This is a genomic window from Sphingobium sp. CFD-1, assembly GCF_024611115.1.
Classification (GTDB): domain Bacteria; phylum Pseudomonadota; class Alphaproteobacteria; order Sphingomonadales; family Sphingomonadaceae; genus Sphingobium; species Sphingobium baderi_A.
On record NZ_CP084398.1, the window covers coordinates 212,067 to 228,067 of the forward strand.

Here is a 16,001-nt window from a genome sequence, read left to right on the forward strand (position 1 = left end):
TTTGCCTCTGGCGCCGACTCAATAATGTATATACTTAATTGGACAAGTCGGCGCTTGTCCAGACGGAAGGGAAAGAATGCGGCTTTGGTTCGAAGCGGCCCTGTTGCCTGAAGGGTGGCGGGATCATGTCCGGGTCACGGTGGCGGACGGCCTGATCGTGCAGGTTTTGCCGGACACGCTCCCGGCTCCAGATGACGAACGCCATGGCCCAGCGATTCCTGGCCTTGCCAATCTGCACAGCCATGCTTTCCAGCGCGGCATCGCGGGTCTGACCGAGCGGGCGGGAAGCGGCTCCGACAGTTTCTGGACATGGCGGGAGGCCATGTATCGCTTCGTCGACCGGCTCGATCCGGAAGGGCTGCGCGCCATCGCTGCTCTTGCCTATGTCGAGATGCTGGAAAGCGGCTTCACCCGTGTTGGCGAGTTCCATTATCTGCACCATGATCGCGACGGCCAACGCTATGCCGACCGTGCAGCCATGTCCTGCGCCATCGCCGAGGCGGCGCGCGAAAGCGGCATTGCGCTGACGCTGCTCCCCGTATTCTACGCGCATGCAGGGTTTGGCGGGACGCCGCCCACGCAGGGGCAGAGGCGCTTCGTCCACGACCTCGACGGCTATGCCACCCTGCTGGAGGCGGCGGGTAAGGTGATCGCTGACCTTGAAGGCGCGGTGCTGGGCGTCGCGCCGCATAGCCTGCGCGCCGTCCTGCCGGAGGAACTCTCCCAGATTACGGCGCTGCTTCTGCAAGGCCCGGTCCACATCCACATCGCCGAGCAGATGGCGGAGGTGGACGACTGCCTTGCGTGGAGCGGCCAGCGTCCGGTGGAATGGCTGTTCGACCATGCATCGGTGGACAGGCGCTGGTGCCTTGTCCACGCAACCCATGTTACGCCCGAAGAACTGGGCCGGATCGCCGATAGGCAAGCGGTCGTCGGTCTGTGTCCCATTACCGAGGCCAATCTGGGCGATGGCATCTTTCCCGCACGCGCCTTCCTAAACAAGGGCGGGCGGATCGGCGTTGGCTCCGATTCCAATGTGGAGATCGATGCGGCAGCGGAACTACGCCTGCTCGAATATGGCCAGCGCCTCCAGCATCGGGGCCGCAACCTTCTGGCGGGAGGGCCGGGCCAGTCCACCGGCGGCAGCCTCTTTCGCGCCGTTCAAGGCGGCGGAGCACAGGCCAGCGGGCAACAGCCGCATGGACTGGCGGTGGGCGCGCCCGCCGACATCGTCGCCTTCCGGCCGGACCATAGTGTGTTGGTGGAACGCCGCGAGGATGCGATCCTCGACAGCTGGATTTTTGCGGGCGGGAAGGCGCTGGTCGATAGCGTCTGGCGTCATGGCCGCAGGCGCGTTAGCGAAGGCCGCCACCTGGCGCGCTCCGCGATCGAGGCACGCTATCGCCGGACATTGGGGGCCTATCTGGATTGACGGAGCAGAAGAACAAAAGCGCGCAAGCGATCCACAGCCGTATCCGGCAGGATATCGAAACGCGCATCATGTCGGGTGAATGGCGCCCGGGCCACCGCATTCCTTATGAACATGAGTGGATGGCGCTTTACGGTTGTTCCCGTATGACGGTGAACAAGGCGCTGCGCTCGCTGGTCCAGGCGGGGCTGCTGGAAAGCCGCAGACGCGCGGGCACTTTTGTCGCGGCGCCCCGCTTCCACCGCGCCGCGCTCGAAATTCCCGACATCCGCGCTGAAGTGGCTGAGCAGGGATTGGCCTATCGCATCGAACTCATCCGCTGCGAGCGCCGTCATGCCGATGACGGGGACAAGGCGCTGCTTCAGGTTTCAGGCGGCGACATCCTCGCCATAAAATGTCGCCATTTCGCGGATGACCAACCCTATGCGTTGGAACATCGCCTCATCAACCTTGATGCCGTGCCCGAGGCGGCTGGAGTCGATTTTTCCACTGAACCGCCCGGTTCGTGGCTGCTGGGCCATGTCCCGTGGACGGAGGCCGAACATCGCATCACCGCGATCAACGTGGATGCCGCCGCTGCCGCGCAACTGGGTGTCGCCACGGGCCACGCCTGCATCTCGCTCGAACGCTGGACGTGGCGCGGGGATGAACGGATTACCTATGCGCGACAGGTTTATCCAGGCGAACGCTATGCGCTGGTTGCACATTTTCGGGCATAACATTTTCCTGTGCTCCTGCTTTCGCGGGAACAGGGTACGTCAATCTTGACGTTCCAGCAGCTTTTCCACCAAGTTGGCCGCTGCTATCGTCACATCGCTCCACGTCACATCGAACCCCTCCGCATCGCCGAAATAGGGATCGGTTACGTTCGTCCCCTCCCGCCCCGGCACAAGGTCCATCAACAGCGCTAGATGCGCCGTTCCGTCCGCCGGGCGAATGCGGCGCAGGTCGCGTAGATTTTCTCCGTCGAGCGCGAAAATATGCTCGAAGCGATGGAAATCCTCTGCCTGCACCTGCCGCCCGCGATAGGTGCTGATGTCGATCCCATGACGCAGCGCCACCGCCTGCGCGCGCGGATCAGGGGGCGACCCAATATGCCAGTCGCCTGTCCCAGCCGAATCCGCCTCCGCCGCCAGCCGCGCCAGTGCTGCCTGTTCGCGGAACGCGGCTTCGGCAAGCGGCGAACGGCAGATATTGCCAAGGCACACGAACAGGACGGAAGGCTTGCTCATCCTTCCGCCGCCGCTGTCGAAAGTCCGAGTTGCGGCACGCCGATGGACCGCCGCCCGCCAAAATCCGTCCGCGCCACGATCACGCCCAGCTTCTCCATATAGTCGATCAGCCGCCGCACCCGACCCGGCGAACTGGTGCCATAGGCTCGCGCCAGCTCCGCGTCATCGGGGCAGGGTAGCCCCTGCATCGCCGCACGCGCGATCAGCAGGAAGGGGGCCAGCATATCCTCCGGCAGAGGGTCGGCCGCCCGCAGCGCATCCTCCCAGCGTGGGTCGGCGGCATCGGCCATCCCCGCCTGCGCCATGGCGAAGCGCTTGCGGAAGGCGGGCAGATCGATGGGCGCGCGCTTCAGTCCCTTCATCCGGCAGCGCACGGTGAAGTCCTGATAGAGCGTCGACACGCTTGGCTGCGCTTCCCCAAGGTCGGCGACGATATCCTCCAGCACCGCGACGATGACGCCGTCGGATTCGCCCATGTCGAACTCCGGCTCCACCGGCTTGGCGGAAGGCGCGGCGGCAAGGGCGCGCATCACCTCTTCGGCGGGCAGCGGCACGGGTTCGGGCCGGGACGGCGGCGGGGGTAGCGCGCTCTCCTCCTCCACCTGTGCGAACAACAATTCCTGCATGTCGCCGGTCGCGGCGGCGGGCGGCGGCATCAGCTTGTGCGTGCCGCCGCGCGTGCTGGTCTTGACCGAACCGATCTTGACTGCGACCGGACGGCGGCAGATCGCCGGACCCAGCGCGAGAAACCGTCCGCGTTCCAGATCACGAATCTGCTCCGCCTGCCGCCGCTCCATGCCGAGCAGGTCGGCGGCGCGCGCCATGTCGATGTCGAGGAAGGTGCGCCCCATCAGGAAGTTCGACGCTTCGGCCGCCACATTCTTGGCGAGCTTCGCCAGCCGCTGCGTCGCGATCACGCCAGCCAGCCCGCGCTTGCGCCCCCGGCACATGAGGTTTGTCATCGCCGCCAGCGACAGTCGCCGCGCCTCGTCCGATACGTCGCCTGCGGCCACCGGCGCGAACATCTGCGCTTCATCGACCACGACGAGCGCGGGATACCAGTGATCGCGCGGCGCGTCGAACAGGGTGGACAGGAATGTCGCGGCGCATTTCATCTGCGCTTCCAGTTCCAGCGATTCGAGACTGAGCACGACGGAAGCGCGATGTTCGCGAATCCGGGTCGCCATCGTGACGATCTCGCGCTCATTATAGTCGCCCGCATCGATCACCACATGGCCATATTCATCGGCCAGCGTGACGAAATCGCCCTCCGGATCGATCACCACCTGCTGCACCAGCGGGGCGCTTTCCTCCAGCAGCCGACGCAGCAGATGCGACTTGCCCGACCCCGAATTGCCTTGCACGAGCAGGCGGGTGGCGAGCAATTCTTCCACATCGACCAGCACGGGGTTTCCCGAGCCGTCTGTTCCTATGCTGATACTGGCGGTCACGCATGTCCTTTGGCCCAGCCTGCGTCCCCGGCGCAAGCCCTGCCGCATCGAAGGGACATAAAGGGATGTTTCCCTTGACCCGCCCCATGGTGCGATGCAGCATCCCTTCCATGGCGACTCCTGTATCTTCGACGGGCGCTCCGGCGATCACGCAAAACCCCGATATCCGCTATCTTGGCCGTTTGCTGGGCGATGTCATCCGCGCTTATGGCGGGGACAAGCTTTACAAGCAGACCGAATATATCCGCTCCGCCTCGGTGGACCGGGCGCGGGGGATTCAGGGCGCGGATGTCACCGACACCGGCCTCGATGCCTTGAGCCTGGACGATACGCTCTCCTTCGTGCGCGGTTTCATGCTGTTTTCGATGCTCGCCAATCTGGCAGAGGACAGGCAGGGCGTCGCCGCAGAGCCGGGCGCGGATGTCGCCTCCGCCCTCAAGCGGCTGGAAAGCGAGGGCATCGGCCATGATGCCGTGATGAAGCTGCTGGATCATGCGCTGGTCGTGCCGGTGCTGACCGCGCATCCGACCGAGGTGCGGCGCAAGAGCATGATCGACCATCGCAACCGCATCGCCGACCTCATGCGCCTGCGCGACGCGGGGCGCGCCGAAACCGACGAGGGCGAAAATCTGGATGAGGCGATCTTCCGCCAGATCGCCCTGCTGTGGCAGACGCGTCCGCTGCGCCGGGAAAAGCTGTTCGTCGCGGACGAGATCGAAAATGTCCTGACCTATCTGCGCGACATCTTCCTTCCCACCTTGCCAGCGCTCTACGCCCGGTGGGAGCGGGTGCTGGAGGGGCGTCCGCACAGTTTCCTGCGCGTGGGATCGTGGATCGGCGGCGACCGCGACGGTAATCCCTTCGTTCAGGCGCCGCAGCTTCGCTTCGCCCTGTCGCGCGCCTGCCAGGCGGCGCTGGGCTATTATCTGGAAGCCATGCATGCGTTGGGCGCGGAACTCTCGCTCTCCACTGAACTCGCCCATGTGCCCCAGCCGGTGCTGGACCTGGCGCAAGCGAGCGGCGACGATTCCCCCAGCCGGCAAGATGAACCCTATCGCCGCGCTATTTCCGGCATCTATGCTCGTCTTGCCGCGACCTATGCCGCGCATATGGGTCATGCGCCGCCGCGCCCTTCGACGCTGAGCGGCGATCCCTATGCCAGTCCTGCCGAACTGCGCCGCGATCTCGTCACCGTCGCGCAGGGCCTTGCGAGCGAAGGCGATGGCGCGCTGGCGACCGGCGGTGCGCTGGGCCGCCTGATCCGGGCGGTCGAGACGTTCGGCTTCCACCTCGCCACGCTCGACATGCGGCAGAATAGCGACGTGCATCAGCGCGTCGTCGCGGAATTGTTGAAGAAGGCGGGCGTCGAGGACGACTATGGAAATCTCGACGAATTTGCGCGCATCGCCCTCTTGCGCCGGGAACTGGCGAGCAACCGTCCGCTCGGCACCCGCTTTTCCGACTATTCGGAGGAAACCGCTTCCGAACTCGCCATCGTGGAGGCGGCGGCGGAGGCGCACCGCATCTACGGCCCGCAATGCATCACCCACTATATCATTTCCAAGGCGGAAAGCGTTTCGGACCTGCTGGAGGTCAATATCCTCCTGAAGGAGGCGGGCCTCTGGCGCGTGGGCGCGGACGGTGATCCCCCACAGGCCGCCATCATGGCGGTGCCGTTGTTCGAAACCATCGCCGACCTTGAAGCCGCGCCTAAGATCATGTCCGCCTATTTCGGTCTGCCGGAGATTTCCGGCGTGGTGCAGGCGCGCGGCCATCAGGAAGTGATGATCGGCTATTCGGACAGCAACAAGGACGGCGGCTACATCACCTCCACCTGGGGCCTGTTCAAGGCGAGCAAGGCGCTGGAGCCGGTCTTTGCCGAGGCAGGCGCGGCGATGCAGCTATTCCATGGCCGGGGCGGCGCGGTCGGGCGCGGTGGCGGCTCCTCCTTCGCCGCCATTCAGGCCCAGCCCAGGGGCACGGTGCAGGGCCGCATCCGCATCACCGAACAAGGCGAGGTGATTGCCGCCAAATATGGCACGCGCGACGTCGCCATGGCCAATCTGGAGGCGATGACCAGCGCGACCCTGCTTGCCAGCCTGGAGCCGGAGGGCATTTCCCGGCGCGATGCAGCCCGCTTCGCTGCCGCGATGGACGAACTGTCGCAGATGGCTTTCACCGCCTATCGTGACCTTGTTTACAAAACAGAGGGGTTCAAGGAATTTTTCCGCGAGCTGACGCCCATTCAGGAAATCTCCGGGCTCAAGATCGGCTCCCGCCCTGCCAGCCGCACCCAGAGCACGCGGATCGAGGATCTGCGCGCCATCCCCTGGGTGTTCAGCTGGTCGCAGGCGCGGGTGATGCTGCCGGGCTGGTATGGCGTCGGTCACGCGCTTGCCGCGTTCGAGGACAAGGCGCTGCTCGCCGATATGGCGCAAAGCTGGTCTTTCCTCGATTCCGCTTTCGACAATCTGGAGATGGTGCTGGCGAAATCCGATCTCGGCATCGCCGCGCGCTATCTGCCGCTGGTCGAGGATCAGGCAAGGGCCGAGGCGATTTTCGCCCGCATCCGCGATGGCTGGGCTATGACCCATGACGGCCTGCTCGCTGCCACCGGTCAGTCGCGTCTGCTGGAAAAGAATCCGAAGCTTGACGAATCCATCCGTCTACGCCTGCCTTATATCGAGCCGCTGAACCTGCTTCAGGTAGAACTGCTGAAACGCCATCGCGCCGGCGAAGAAGATCCCCGCATCAGGGAAGGCATCGAATTGTCGATCAACGCCATCGCGACCGCGCTCCGCAACAGCGGTTGATATGAAGAGGACGAGCCAGCCTGCAGTCCAAATGGCTGACCCGTCCTCAACTCCTCCGGAGAGGAAGGGGGTGGGCGGACGCAAGGGAATGTCCGCCCAAACCTTATGCGCTGTTCAGGTCAGAATTTGGCGACCACGCCCGCCATCGGACGGATGGAACGGAAATTCCCCAGAGTGTCGGCCTGAAAACGCAGGCGGATGGGGCTGCTCGCCGCCGTGCTGCCAAGGTCGGCGGCCGACAACTCCACGCCCGCGCCATAGGTGGTGCCGTGGAAGTCCGGGCTGTCGGAACCCAGTGCGTCGAAATTGACCCAGCGATAGCCGACCTTGCCGAAGATCAGACTGTCCTTGCCCGCCTTCACGCCTGCGCGGCCGGCCACGCCATATTCCCAGTCGACATCGCCGCTGACGCCCTTGGACGCCGTGCCTTCGACGCCGATGACGATCGGCCCGGCGACATTATAGTTCACGCCCGCGACGCCTTCGACCATCCGGCCCTTATAGCCGACGGGCGGAATGCCCTCTTTGCCGGTTTCGCTGTCATAGTTATCCACGCCGCCCATTACGCCGACATAGGGTTCGATGCGGCGGGTGGAGCCTGCCTCGTCCTGCGCCATGGCGGCAGCGGGAATGAAGGACGCAGCGGCGACCGCCGCGAAAAGCAGTTTGTTCATGGGTGACCCTTTTTGTTGTTGGTGAAAAAATCGCGTCCGGGGTTTGGACCCCCGTCGTGCCCGGTGCGCTCAAAGCGGCCAAGGGCACATAAGGAAATCCGCCAGAGGCCTTGAAAGTTTCCTGAACAAACGCAAAATCCGGTCGATCCACCGAAATTGCGGCACAAATACAACGGTTTCTGTCAGCCCGGTGAACGGAGTGCGGTTTTTCTGAACCTCCGATAAATAACTCTTCGATCTGCCGGCCCATTCACAACCAATTCAACCAACGCGCGTTAGGGTGTTGGCAATATTGTTTAAGGAGAAAGGCGATGGCCTTGTTTAAACGGCCTTTGCTCGCGGCGATGAGCCTTGCCGGAGCCCTCATGGTGGCTGGCTGTGCCTATGATGATGGCTATTATGGCGGCGTCGGTGTCGGCAGTGGCTATTATGGCGGCGACTATTGGGATTCCGGTTATTATGGCTCAGGCTATGGATATGGCTGGAATGACGGCTATTATTATCCGGGCAGCGGCTATTATGTCTATGATCGCGGCGGCAAGCGCCACCGCTGGAATGACGGACAGCGCCGCTATTGGGAAAAGCGCCATGCTGAGCATCGCAACGATGACCGGTGGCGTGGCCAGGATCGCGATCGCTGGCAGGGGGGCAACCGGGATCGTTGGCAGAATCGCGACCATGACGGGCGTCGGGATGGTAACTGGAACAATCGGCCCCAACGCCCGCAGACCACGCGCCCGCAAACGAATGACGGCGATCGAGGCCGTTGGCGCGGCGGCCGGGATGCCGTAACCTCGCCCCGGCCGCAAGCGCGTCCGGAAGCGCGGGTGCCCCGCTCCGATGGAGGCCAACGCCAGCCGCGTGCCGGAAGAAGGCAGAATCCGAACTGAATAATATGGAGAGCGACGGACTGATGGGATGGCAAAAGGGAACGGTTCTTTTTCTGGGAGTTATGGCGCTGGCCGCCTGTGACGGGCGTGAGGAAAGCGCGATCGACAATCTGGCGAACGGCGCCAATGCGGCGCAGGTGCAGAATAATGTAAGGGCTGAAGCGCAGGCGCTGATGGAACCGCTGGCCCCGCCGCTGCCCGGATCACCCGGCGGCCTTCCCGTCCTCTCGGAACCGCCGATCGACGAGGACGCCATCGATCCCGACAGCGCGCAGGGCGCAGCGCAGGTCGTGCAGGGCTATTACGGCCTGCTGGAGGAAAAGCGGTATAATGACGCGCAGGATCTCTGGAACGAGAACGGCGCGATCGGATCGGAGGAAGATGTTCTTTTCGCTGCCCGCTTCCGGGGATTTAGCGAAATTCATGCCAATGTCGGCGCGCCCGGCGAAGCGGAGGGCGCGGCAGGCTCCCTCTATGTGACGGTCCCGGTGCAGGTCTATGGCCGCGTCGCCGCCACCGGCAAGCCCTGGTATACCTTGCGGCAGGTGACGCTGCGCCGCGTCAACGACGTGCCCGGATCGTCGGAAGCCGACCGCCGCTGGCACATCGAATCGATCGGGCCTTATACTGCGCCCGAAGAACCGGCGGGGGAAGCGGCGGCCAACGCCATCTCCCCCACCGACGGCATGGTCAGGAAACCGTAGCCTTCACGATCTTGCCGGGGGTTGCCGGCGGTTCGCCCTTGGGCAGGGCGTCGACATGCTCCATGCCGGACGTGACTTCGCCCCAGACGGTATATTGCCCGTCGAGGAAGGTCGCGTCGTCGAAGCAGATGAAGAACTGGCTGTTGGCGCTGTTCGGGTTCGTCGCGCGGGCCATGGAGCAAACGCCGCGAACATGCGGTTCACGGCTGAACTCGGCCTTGATGTCGGGCAGCTTGGACCCGCCCATGCCGGTGCCGGTCGGATCGCCGCCCTGCGCCATGAAGCCGGGGATGACGCGGTGGAACACCACGCCGTCGTAAAAGCCGTCCTTGGCGAGCGACGTGATGCGCTCCACATGGCCCGGGGCCAGATCGGGGCGCAGCTTGATGACGACGTCGCCGCCGCTGTCGAGGGTGAGGGTAAGCGTTTCGTCGGCCATGATGTCCTCTTTGTAGGGAAGGGTCGATGGCCGTCATATAAAGGCTTGGGACCGGGATGGAAGCATTTAGGGACATGACGCTCCGTTCCTCCCCCGAACCCCATTGCAATTCGATTCCGCATGAGCGAAAGCGGCCGGATGTTACAGGAACCGGACAGTAGGGGACGCGATGAGCGAGCACGGCGACGTGGCCGAACCCCGGCCGGACGAGCAGCCTATTGACGAAACGACCGTCGATCAGGCGGATTCCCGTCATGACGAGGATGACCGGCTGAAAACCGACTTCGTATCCGCCGTGCTCGACGCGGTGGAGGAGGGCGAGAGCGAACGCGCGCGCGAACTCGTTTCGCCGCTGCACCCGGCCGATATTGCCGACCTTCTGGAACTCACCCCCTCCGAACGGCGCGGGGAAGTCGCCGCAGCGCTGGGCGACCTTGTCGGCGCGGAGGTGCTTTCCGAGCTCAACGACTATGTGCGCGACGATCTGCTCGATTCGCTCGCGCCCGAACAGGTCGCCGAATTTGCGTCCGAACTGGATACCGACGACGCCGTCGCCATCATCGAGGACATGGACGACGCCGATCAGCAGGCCGTCCTCGACGCGCTCGATCCCGAAGATCGCGCCGCCATCGAAAACGCGCTTTCCTATCCGGAGGAATCAGCCGGTCGCCTGATGCAGCGCGACCTGATCGCGGTGCCCGAGCATATGACGGTCGGGCAGGTGATCGACTACCTCCGCGACAATAGCGACCTCACCACCGATTTCTGGGAAATCTTCGTGGTGGACGAGCAGCACAAGCCTATCGGCACTTGCCAGCTTTCGTGGATTCTCACCTGCCCGCGTTCCGTCGCCATGGCCGACCTCATGAAGCGGGAACAGACGCTGATCCCGGTCGACATGGATCAGGAGGAAGTCGCCCTGCGCTTCCAGAAATATGCGCTGATCTCCGCCGCGGTGGTGGATGGCAGCGGACGGCTGGTGGGCATGATAACGGTCGATGACATCGTCCACATCATTTCCGAGGAAGCGGGCGAGGACATCCTGCGCCTGTCGGGCGCGGGCGAAGGCGACATCAACGAGCCCGTGATGGACAGCTATCGCGCTAGAGTGCGCTGGCTGCTCACCAATCTGCTGACCGCGCTGGTCGCCTCCACCATCATCGGCATTTTCGAAGGCACGATCGAAAAGATGGTGGCGCTCGCCACGCTGATGCCGATCGTCGCGGGCGTGGGCGGCAATGCGGGCAGCCAGACCATGGCCGTTACCGTCCGCGCGCTCGCCACCAACCAGATCACCGGGACCAACACGCGCCGCACCATATTGCGCGAGATCCGCGTGGCGCTGCTCAATGGCGCGACCGTGGCGGTCGTGCTGGGCATCGGCGTCGCGCTGGTGTTCCAAAACGTCCATCTGGGGGGCGTGATCGCGGCGGCGATGATGACCAACATATTGACGGCGGGTTTTGCTGGGGCTGCGGTGCCTTTGGCCTTCGACCGGATGAACCTCGATCCGGCGGTGGCATCCTCCATCTTTGTCACCATGATTACTGATTCGATGGGCTTTCTCGCTTTCCTGGGCCTGGCGACGGCAGCGGGATTGACGGGCTGAGTTTCGCGCCCATCTTGACGATATGTCCCTTCACCTCACCAAGATCGCCTTTGGCGCTGAAAGTCCCGCCACCCTGCGCGCCTGGCTGGAAAGCCAGGCAGACGAAGCGCGGACCAGCACCCGTTACATGCCCAAGCGTTTCGAGGAACTGGCGGGCGGCTCCCTTTACTGGATACACAGCAGCCAGCTTGTAGGGCGCAGCGCGATATTGGGTTTTGAGGAAACAGGGCAGGGTCGTTTCTGGATACGTCTGGAACCGCGTCTCATCCCCGTGCGCGCTATGCCCAAGCGCCCCCATCAGGGCTGGCGCTATCTGGAAGCAAAGGATGCTCCGCCCGACCTCGGATCGGGGGAAGCGGACGATCTCGACGCCATGCCGCCCGCGCTGCTGGGGGAATTGTCGAAACTGGGACTGGTGTGATCCTGTTTGCCCGGCAGGCGAACCAACCTCTCTGCCGGCCTTGGCGGCATCAGTATCCGTGGCGGCTGGTCCACCACAGGCCTAGCAGGCTGATCGCCGCCGCTGCCGCCATGTAGAGGCCGACCAGTTCCACGCCCTGCGCCGCGATCAGCCATGTCGCGACGATGGGGGCCAGCGCGCCGCCAATGATCCCGCCCAGATTGAAGGAGAAGGACGCGCCGGTATAGCGTAGCTGGACCGGGAACAGGGCGGGCAGATAGGCGCCCAGCGGCCCGTAGACAAAACCCATCATGAAGAGGGCAAGGCTCAGGATCAGGAAGATCGGCAGCAATGCGCCCGTGCCCATAGCGGGCCCGAAGGCGACGCCCATCAGCACGGTGCCGATGCACCCCACGACCAGCACGCGCGTCGGGCTGGTCTTGTCAGCCCACCATCCGGCCAGGACGATGCTGATCGCCATGAAGATGATCGCGCCCAACTGGACCGAGAGGAATATCTCACGGTCGATCTTCAATATCGTCGTGCCATAGCCCAGCGCAAAGGCGGTCGCGATATAATAAATGGCAAAGCAGGCAACCACGGCGAAGGTGCCCGCAATTGCCGCGCCCAAATGGCTTTGAAATAGCGTGGCGAGCGGTACGGCGGGCGGTGGCGCTTCCGCCTGCGCGGCGGCAAATTCCGGCGTTTCGGTGAGCTTAAGACGAACCCACAGGCCAACGAACACCAGCACCGCGCTGCCCAGGAACGGCAGGCGCCAGCCCCAGGCGAAAAACTCCTCGTCGCTCAGCCACAACCCCAGCAGCAGGAACATGCCGTTGGCGGCGAGGAAACCGACCGGTGCGCCCAGCTGTGGGAACATGCCGAAGCGGGCACGCCATCCCGGCGGCGCATTCTCCACCGCCAGCAAGGCCGCGCCGCCCCATTCCCCGCCAAGGCCCAGGCCTTGGCCGAACCGCAGGATGCACAGGATCAGCGGCGCCCACCAGCCGATCATCTGGTAAGTCGGCAGGAACCCGATGGCGAGCGTCGATCCGCCCATCAGCATCAGCGATATGACCAGCGTCACCTTGCGCCCGATGCGGTCGCCATAATGGCCGAACACCGCCGCGCCCAGGGGGCGCGCGAAGAAGGCGAGCGATAGGCTGCCATAGGACGCCATAAGCTGCGCCGTGGGAGAGGATGCCGGGAAGAACAGCGCGGGAAAGATCAGGCTCGCCGCCGTCGCATAAATGTAGAAGTCGTAAAATTCGACCGCCGTGCCGACCAGGCTGGCCCCTAGCACCCGCCGATTGCGCCAGATCGCGCCGATGCCGTTTTCATTCCCCATTTCCGCTCCCCCCGTTTATCTTTTCCGCTTCTGGTTCAGCAATTCATAGGCCATCACCGCGCAGGCGACGGCGGCGTTCAGGCTGTCCGCCTTGCCCAGCATCGGCATCTTCACCAGCAAGTCGCACTCGGCTTCATAGGCTTCCGGCAATCCCTGCGCCTCGTTTCCGACGAGGAGGAAGGACGGGCTGTGGTAGCGCGGTTCCTGATAATCCTGCGTGGCTTTCAGGCTGGTGCCGATCAGTTCGCCGGGACCGGCGCGCAACCATGTCATGAACTCGCCCCAGCGCGCCTGCGTGATCGACTGGGTGAAGAGCGCCCCCATGCTCGCCCGCACCGCTTCGACGGAAAAAGGGTCCACGCAATCGTCGATCAGGATCAATCCGCCTGCGCCGACCGCGTCGCCCGTCCGCAGGATCGTCCCCAGATTGCCCGGATCGCGCAGCGACTGCGCGACGATCCAGATGTCGGCCTTCGTCCTGTCGAGTTTCGCCAGCGGCACCAGCCGGTCGCGATAGACGCCGACCACGGCCTGCGGATTGTCCTTGCCCGAAATCTTGGAAAGAATGTCCGGCGTAGTCTCGATAACGTCGCCGCCCGCCGCCTCCATCGCCGCGATCAGGTCCATGGCCAGCGGATGTGTGGACCCGGCATGGAACAGCATTTCGGGCAGCACGCCTTCCTCACGCGCTTCGGTCAGGATACGAAGCCCTTCGGCAAGGAACAGTCCTTCGGCCTTGCGGAATTTCTTCTCACGCAGGGACCGGACGCGCTTGACCAGAGGGTTGGAAAATCCGGTGATCTCGCGTGCCACGCCCGTGCCTGTTCTTCGAAAGCGAATGAAGCGGCTTCTCTATAGGGGCAATGCGGAAAAGGGTAGGGCTGTATTTTGCCCTAATCCTCCCCGAACTTGTCCTCCACCAGCGTCACCAGCTGGATCAGCGAATCCTGCGCTTCCGGCCCTGCTGCGCTGATGACGATCGAATCGCCCATTGCCGCGCCCAGCATCATCAGGCCCATGATCGACGTGCCGGTGACTTCATTGCCGTCTTTCCTGACGGTGATCTGCGAAGGAAGACCGCTGGCCAGGGTGACGAACTTGGCGCTGGCGCGGGCGTGGAGGCCGCGCTTGTTGCTGATCCGGACTTCCTGGCTGATTTCGTTCATGGAGTGCTACCCAACAGTTCCGACGCTACGCTGATATATTTCTGGCCTGCCTCGCGCGCGGCGGCGACGGCGGACCGCACGTCCATCACCTTGCGGGCGCTTTCCAGGCGGATGAGCATGGGCAGGTTGATGCCTGCGATCACTTCGATTTCACCCGCACGCAGCAGAGATATGGCCAGGTTAGACGGGGTGCCCCCGAACAGGTCCGTCAGCAGGATCACGCCCGACCCGTCGTTCACGCGCTCGACCGCGGCGGAGATGTCCGCGCGGCGCAATTCCATGTCATCTTCCGGCCCGATGCAGATCGTTTCGATCTGCTGCTGCGGCCCCACGACATGCTCCATCGCGACGACGAATTCCGTCGCCAGCGACCCATGAGTGACGAGTACGAGTCCAATCATCTGCGCTAACGGCCCACCTGTTTCATGATTGTGCTTTCGGGCCTCCCGGTCTGCGCTTCTCCAGGGCGTCCTGGGGCGCTGATTCCATGTTTCTGTGGCTGACCGTGGGCGAAAAGCCCGCATCTTGCAAGTATCTGGCGACACGCTCGGCCACATGCACTGATCTGTGCCGCCCGCCGGTGCAGCCGAACGCCACGGTGATGTATGTTTTCCCGCCCTCCGCATAGCGCGGCAGCAGGGTGGTGAGCAGCGCCTCGATCCGGCTCACCGTATCCTCATAGGCCGGGTCTTGCGCGATATAGGCGGCGACATCGGGATCAAGGCCGGTCTTGGGCCGCAGCGCGTCGTCCCAATGCGGGTTACGCAGATAGCGCATGTCGAACATCAGGTCGGCATTGCGGGGCATGCCGCGCGAAAAGCCGAAGGACAGGATCGTCAGCACCGGGTCGGACAACCGTTCGCGCGTGTAGCGATTGCGGATTTCCTGTTGCAGCGCATTGCTGCTGAACGCTGTCGTGTCGATGACCTGGCTGGCCCAGCGGCGCAGTGGCTCGGTCAATTCCCGTTCCCGCGATATGCCGTCGGCGGCGGGGCGGTCGAGCGCCAGCGGATGCCGCCGCCGCGTCTCGGCAAAACGCCGCTCCAACTCGCTGCCCGAACAATCGAGGAACAGCGTTTCGACATCATGGCCATGCTTTTCGCGCAAAGCCTTGATCCGGCGGACGATGGCGTTGGCGTCGAAACCCCGCGTGCGCGCGTCGATGCCAATGGCGAGCGGGCGTTCGTCCGCATCGCTGTGCCCGGCGGGCAAAGGCGTGTCGAGCAGCCGGTCGAGCAGGACCAGCGGCAGGTTGTCCACCACTTCCCAGCCCATATCCTCCAGCGTCTTGAGCGCGGTCGTCTTGCCAGCGCCGGAGAGGCCCGACACCAGCAGGATCGTCTTGGGCGCAGGAGTGGATGTCATGTCCGGCCCAGTTCCCTGAGCGCGAGTTCGACCTTGATCGGGGCGGAGGCTTCCAGCGGCGCGATGCGGACCAGCGGAATATCGATGCCGGCGATCCGGCGGCTTGCTCCTTCGGCGGGCAGCCGTTCCGTTACATCGCCCAGATGCGCGATCAGCGCGACCGGCACGCTATCGGCGTGAGGCATGTCGACGACCCCGATGCCGCGCACTTCCATCTTGTCTGCGATGGTGGCGGGTGCGGTGGCGATCAACTGGCCGCCCTCTGCCGTCAGGATCGTATAATCATCGCTCACCAGCACAGCCCCCCGGTCGATCAGGCGCAGAGCAAGGTCGGATTTCCCCGCACCGCTCGGCCCATGGAGCAGGACGGCGCGCCCGCCGATGGCGACGCTCGTTGCATGAAGTGTCTGATGTGAAGTCGCGCCCGTCATGATCCTGTCACCCTTCTAACCCCAGTCGCGAAGGGAAGATACGAAGGAAA

At 64.1% G+C, this 16,001-nt stretch carries 17 protein-coding genes; 7 read left to right on the forward strand and 10 right to left on the reverse strand.

Annotation, left to right across the window (positions count from 1 at the left end):
- Positions 1–76 precede the first annotated feature (76 nt).
- Positions 77–1,432, forward strand: a complete 1,356-nt coding sequence (locus LDB26_RS00985; RefSeq protein WP_257539856.1) for a formimidoylglutamate deiminase — start codon at positions 77–79, stop codon at positions 1,430–1,432.
- Complete coding sequence (gene hutC, locus LDB26_RS00990; protein ID WP_062063095.1) at positions 1,429–2,148, forward strand: histidine utilization repressor; 720 nt, start codon at positions 1,429–1,431, stop codon at positions 2,146–2,148. Before LDB26_RS00985 ends, hutC begins: the two co-directional genes overlap by 4 nt.
- A 39-nt stretch (positions 2,149–2,187) precedes the next feature.
- Here hutC and LDB26_RS00995 read toward each other — a convergent pair whose 3' ends face one another.
- Positions 2,188–2,661, reverse strand: a complete 474-nt coding sequence (locus LDB26_RS00995) for a low molecular weight protein-tyrosine-phosphatase (RefSeq protein WP_257539859.1) — start codon at positions 2,659–2,661, stop codon at positions 2,188–2,190.
- Positions 2,658–4,112: an ATP-binding protein gene (locus tag LDB26_RS01000; protein ID WP_257539861.1), complete on the reverse strand. Its 1,455-nt coding sequence runs from the start codon at positions 4,110–4,112 to the stop codon at positions 2,658–2,660. The genes LDB26_RS00995 and LDB26_RS01000 overlap by 4 nt, the downstream gene beginning before the upstream one ends.
- A gap of 110 nt (positions 4,113–4,222) precedes the next feature.
- Here LDB26_RS01000 and ppc point away from each other — a divergent pair, with 110 nt between their 5' ends.
- Entirely contained in the window at positions 4,223–6,925 is a 2,703-nt protein-coding gene (gene ppc / locus LDB26_RS01005; protein WP_257539863.1) for a phosphoenolpyruvate carboxylase, read from the forward strand.
- A gap of 119 nt (positions 6,926–7,044) precedes the next feature.
- Here ppc and LDB26_RS01010 read toward each other — a convergent pair whose 3' ends face one another.
- The gene (locus LDB26_RS01010) at positions 7,045–7,599 is read right to left on the reverse strand and encodes an outer membrane protein (protein WP_257539865.1); all 555 of its coding nucleotides are present in this window, start codon (positions 7,597–7,599) and stop codon (positions 7,045–7,047) included.
- Between the two features lie 311 nt (positions 7,600–7,910).
- Here LDB26_RS01010 and LDB26_RS01015 point away from each other — a divergent pair, with 311 nt between their 5' ends.
- Together LDB26_RS01015 and LDB26_RS01020 are read left to right on the forward strand one after the other, a co-directional pair.
- Positions 7,911–8,489, forward strand: a complete 579-nt coding sequence (locus LDB26_RS01015; protein ID WP_257539867.1) for a peptidase — start codon at positions 7,911–7,913, stop codon at positions 8,487–8,489.
- 5 nt (positions 8,490–8,494) lie between these two features.
- Positions 8,495–9,193: a hypothetical protein gene (locus LDB26_RS01020; protein WP_257539869.1), complete on the forward strand. Its 699-nt coding sequence runs from the start codon at positions 8,495–8,497 to the stop codon at positions 9,191–9,193.
- On the opposite strand, the gene LDB26_RS01025 is transcribed toward LDB26_RS01020, so the two are convergent.
- Entirely contained in the window at positions 9,180–9,632 is a 453-nt protein-coding gene (locus tag LDB26_RS01025) for a peptidylprolyl isomerase (RefSeq protein ID WP_021245180.1), read from the reverse strand. The two genes, LDB26_RS01020 and LDB26_RS01025, sit on opposite strands and share 14 nt — an antisense overlap.
- Positions 9,633–9,801: 169 nt before the next feature.
- Here LDB26_RS01025 and mgtE point away from each other — a divergent pair, with 169 nt between their 5' ends.
- Both mgtE and LDB26_RS01035 read left to right on the forward strand, forming a co-directional pair.
- A complete protein-coding gene (gene mgtE, locus LDB26_RS01030; RefSeq protein ID WP_257539872.1) occupies positions 9,802–11,241 on the forward strand; it encodes a magnesium transporter in 1,440 nt (479 codons plus the stop codon).
- Positions 11,242–11,263: 22 nt separating this feature from the next.
- A complete protein-coding gene (locus LDB26_RS01035; protein ID WP_062063103.1) occupies positions 11,264–11,662 on the forward strand; it encodes a DUF1489 family protein in 399 nt (132 codons plus the stop codon).
- Positions 11,663–11,711: 49 nt separating this feature from the next.
- On the opposite strand, the gene LDB26_RS01040 is transcribed toward LDB26_RS01035, so the two are convergent.
- From LDB26_RS01040 to LDB26_RS01065, 6 genes are all read right to left on the reverse strand, one after another.
- The gene (locus tag LDB26_RS01040) at positions 11,712–12,989 is read right to left on the reverse strand and encodes an MFS transporter (RefSeq protein WP_257539874.1); all 1,278 of its coding nucleotides are present in this window, start codon (positions 12,987–12,989) and stop codon (positions 11,712–11,714) included.
- A gap of 15 nt (positions 12,990–13,004) precedes the next feature.
- Positions 13,005–13,802: an RNA methyltransferase gene (locus tag LDB26_RS01045; RefSeq protein ID WP_257539876.1), complete on the reverse strand. Its 798-nt coding sequence runs from the start codon at positions 13,800–13,802 to the stop codon at positions 13,005–13,007.
- An 80-nt stretch (positions 13,803–13,882) separates the two neighbouring features.
- Positions 13,883–14,155 (reverse strand): HPr family phosphocarrier protein, encoded by a 273-nt coding sequence (locus LDB26_RS01050; protein WP_062063107.1) that lies wholly within the window; start codon positions 14,153–14,155, stop codon positions 13,883–13,885.
- Positions 14,152–14,556: a PTS sugar transporter subunit IIA gene (locus tag LDB26_RS01055; RefSeq protein WP_062063108.1), complete on the reverse strand. Its 405-nt coding sequence runs from the start codon at positions 14,554–14,556 to the stop codon at positions 14,152–14,154. Before LDB26_RS01055 ends, LDB26_RS01050 begins: the two co-directional genes overlap by 4 nt.
- 22 nt (positions 14,557–14,578) lie before the next feature.
- The gene (gene rapZ, locus LDB26_RS01060) at positions 14,579–15,520 is read right to left on the reverse strand and encodes an RNase adapter RapZ (protein ID WP_257539878.1); all 942 of its coding nucleotides are present in this window, start codon (positions 15,518–15,520) and stop codon (positions 14,579–14,581) included.
- Positions 15,517–15,951 carry an HPr kinase/phosphorylase gene (locus LDB26_RS01065; protein ID WP_062063111.1) on the reverse strand — a complete coding sequence of 145 codons (435 nt, stop codon included), beginning with the start codon at positions 15,949–15,951 and terminating at the stop codon, positions 15,517–15,519. Before LDB26_RS01065 ends, rapZ begins: the two co-directional genes overlap by 4 nt.
- Between the last annotated feature and the right edge of the window lie 50 nt (positions 15,952–16,001).

Bases quoted from the DNA above. Each gene is read 5' to 3' on its own strand.
- LDB26_RS01010 (WP_257539865.1), bottom strand. From the start codon at position 7,599: ATGAACAAACTGCTTTTCGCGGCGGTCGCCGCTGCGTCCTTCATTCCC.
- LDB26_RS00995 (WP_257539859.1), bottom strand. From the start codon at position 2,661: ATGAGCAAGCCTTCCGTCCTGTTCGTGTGCCTTGGCAATATCTGCCGT.
- LDB26_RS00985 (WP_257539856.1), top strand. From the start codon at position 77: ATGCGGCTTTGGTTCGAAGCGGCCCTGTTGCCTGAAGGGTGGCGGGAT.
- LDB26_RS01050 (WP_062063107.1), bottom strand. From the start codon at position 14,155: ATGAACGAAATCAGCCAGGAAGTCCGGATCAGCAACAAGCGCGGCCTC.
- rapZ (WP_257539878.1), bottom strand. From the start codon at position 15,520: ATGACATCCACTCCTGCGCCCAAGACGATCCTGCTGGTGTCGGGCCTC.
- LDB26_RS01065 (WP_062063111.1), bottom strand. From the start codon at position 15,951: ATGACGGGCGCGACTTCACATCAGACACTTCATGCAACGAGCGTCGCC.
- LDB26_RS01035 (WP_062063103.1), top strand. From the start codon at position 11,264: ATGTCCCTTCACCTCACCAAGATCGCCTTTGGCGCTGAAAGTCCCGCC.
- LDB26_RS01020 (WP_257539869.1), top strand. From the start codon at position 8,495: ATGGAGAGCGACGGACTGATGGGATGGCAAAAGGGAACGGTTCTTTTT.
- ppc (WP_257539863.1), top strand. From the start codon at position 4,223: ATGGCGACTCCTGTATCTTCGACGGGCGCTCCGGCGATCACGCAAAAC.
- LDB26_RS01040 (WP_257539874.1), bottom strand. From the start codon at position 12,989: ATGGGGAATGAAAACGGCATCGGCGCGATCTGGCGCAATCGGCGGGTG.
- LDB26_RS01015 (WP_257539867.1), top strand. From the start codon at position 7,911: ATGGCCTTGTTTAAACGGCCTTTGCTCGCGGCGATGAGCCTTGCCGGA.
- mgtE (WP_257539872.1), top strand. From the start codon at position 9,802: ATGAGCGAGCACGGCGACGTGGCCGAACCCCGGCCGGACGAGCAGCCT.
- LDB26_RS01025 (WP_021245180.1), bottom strand. From the start codon at position 9,632: ATGGCCGACGAAACGCTTACCCTCACCCTCGACAGCGGCGGCGACGTC.
- LDB26_RS01055 (WP_062063108.1), bottom strand. From the start codon at position 14,556: ATGATTGGACTCGTACTCGTCACTCATGGGTCGCTGGCGACGGAATTC.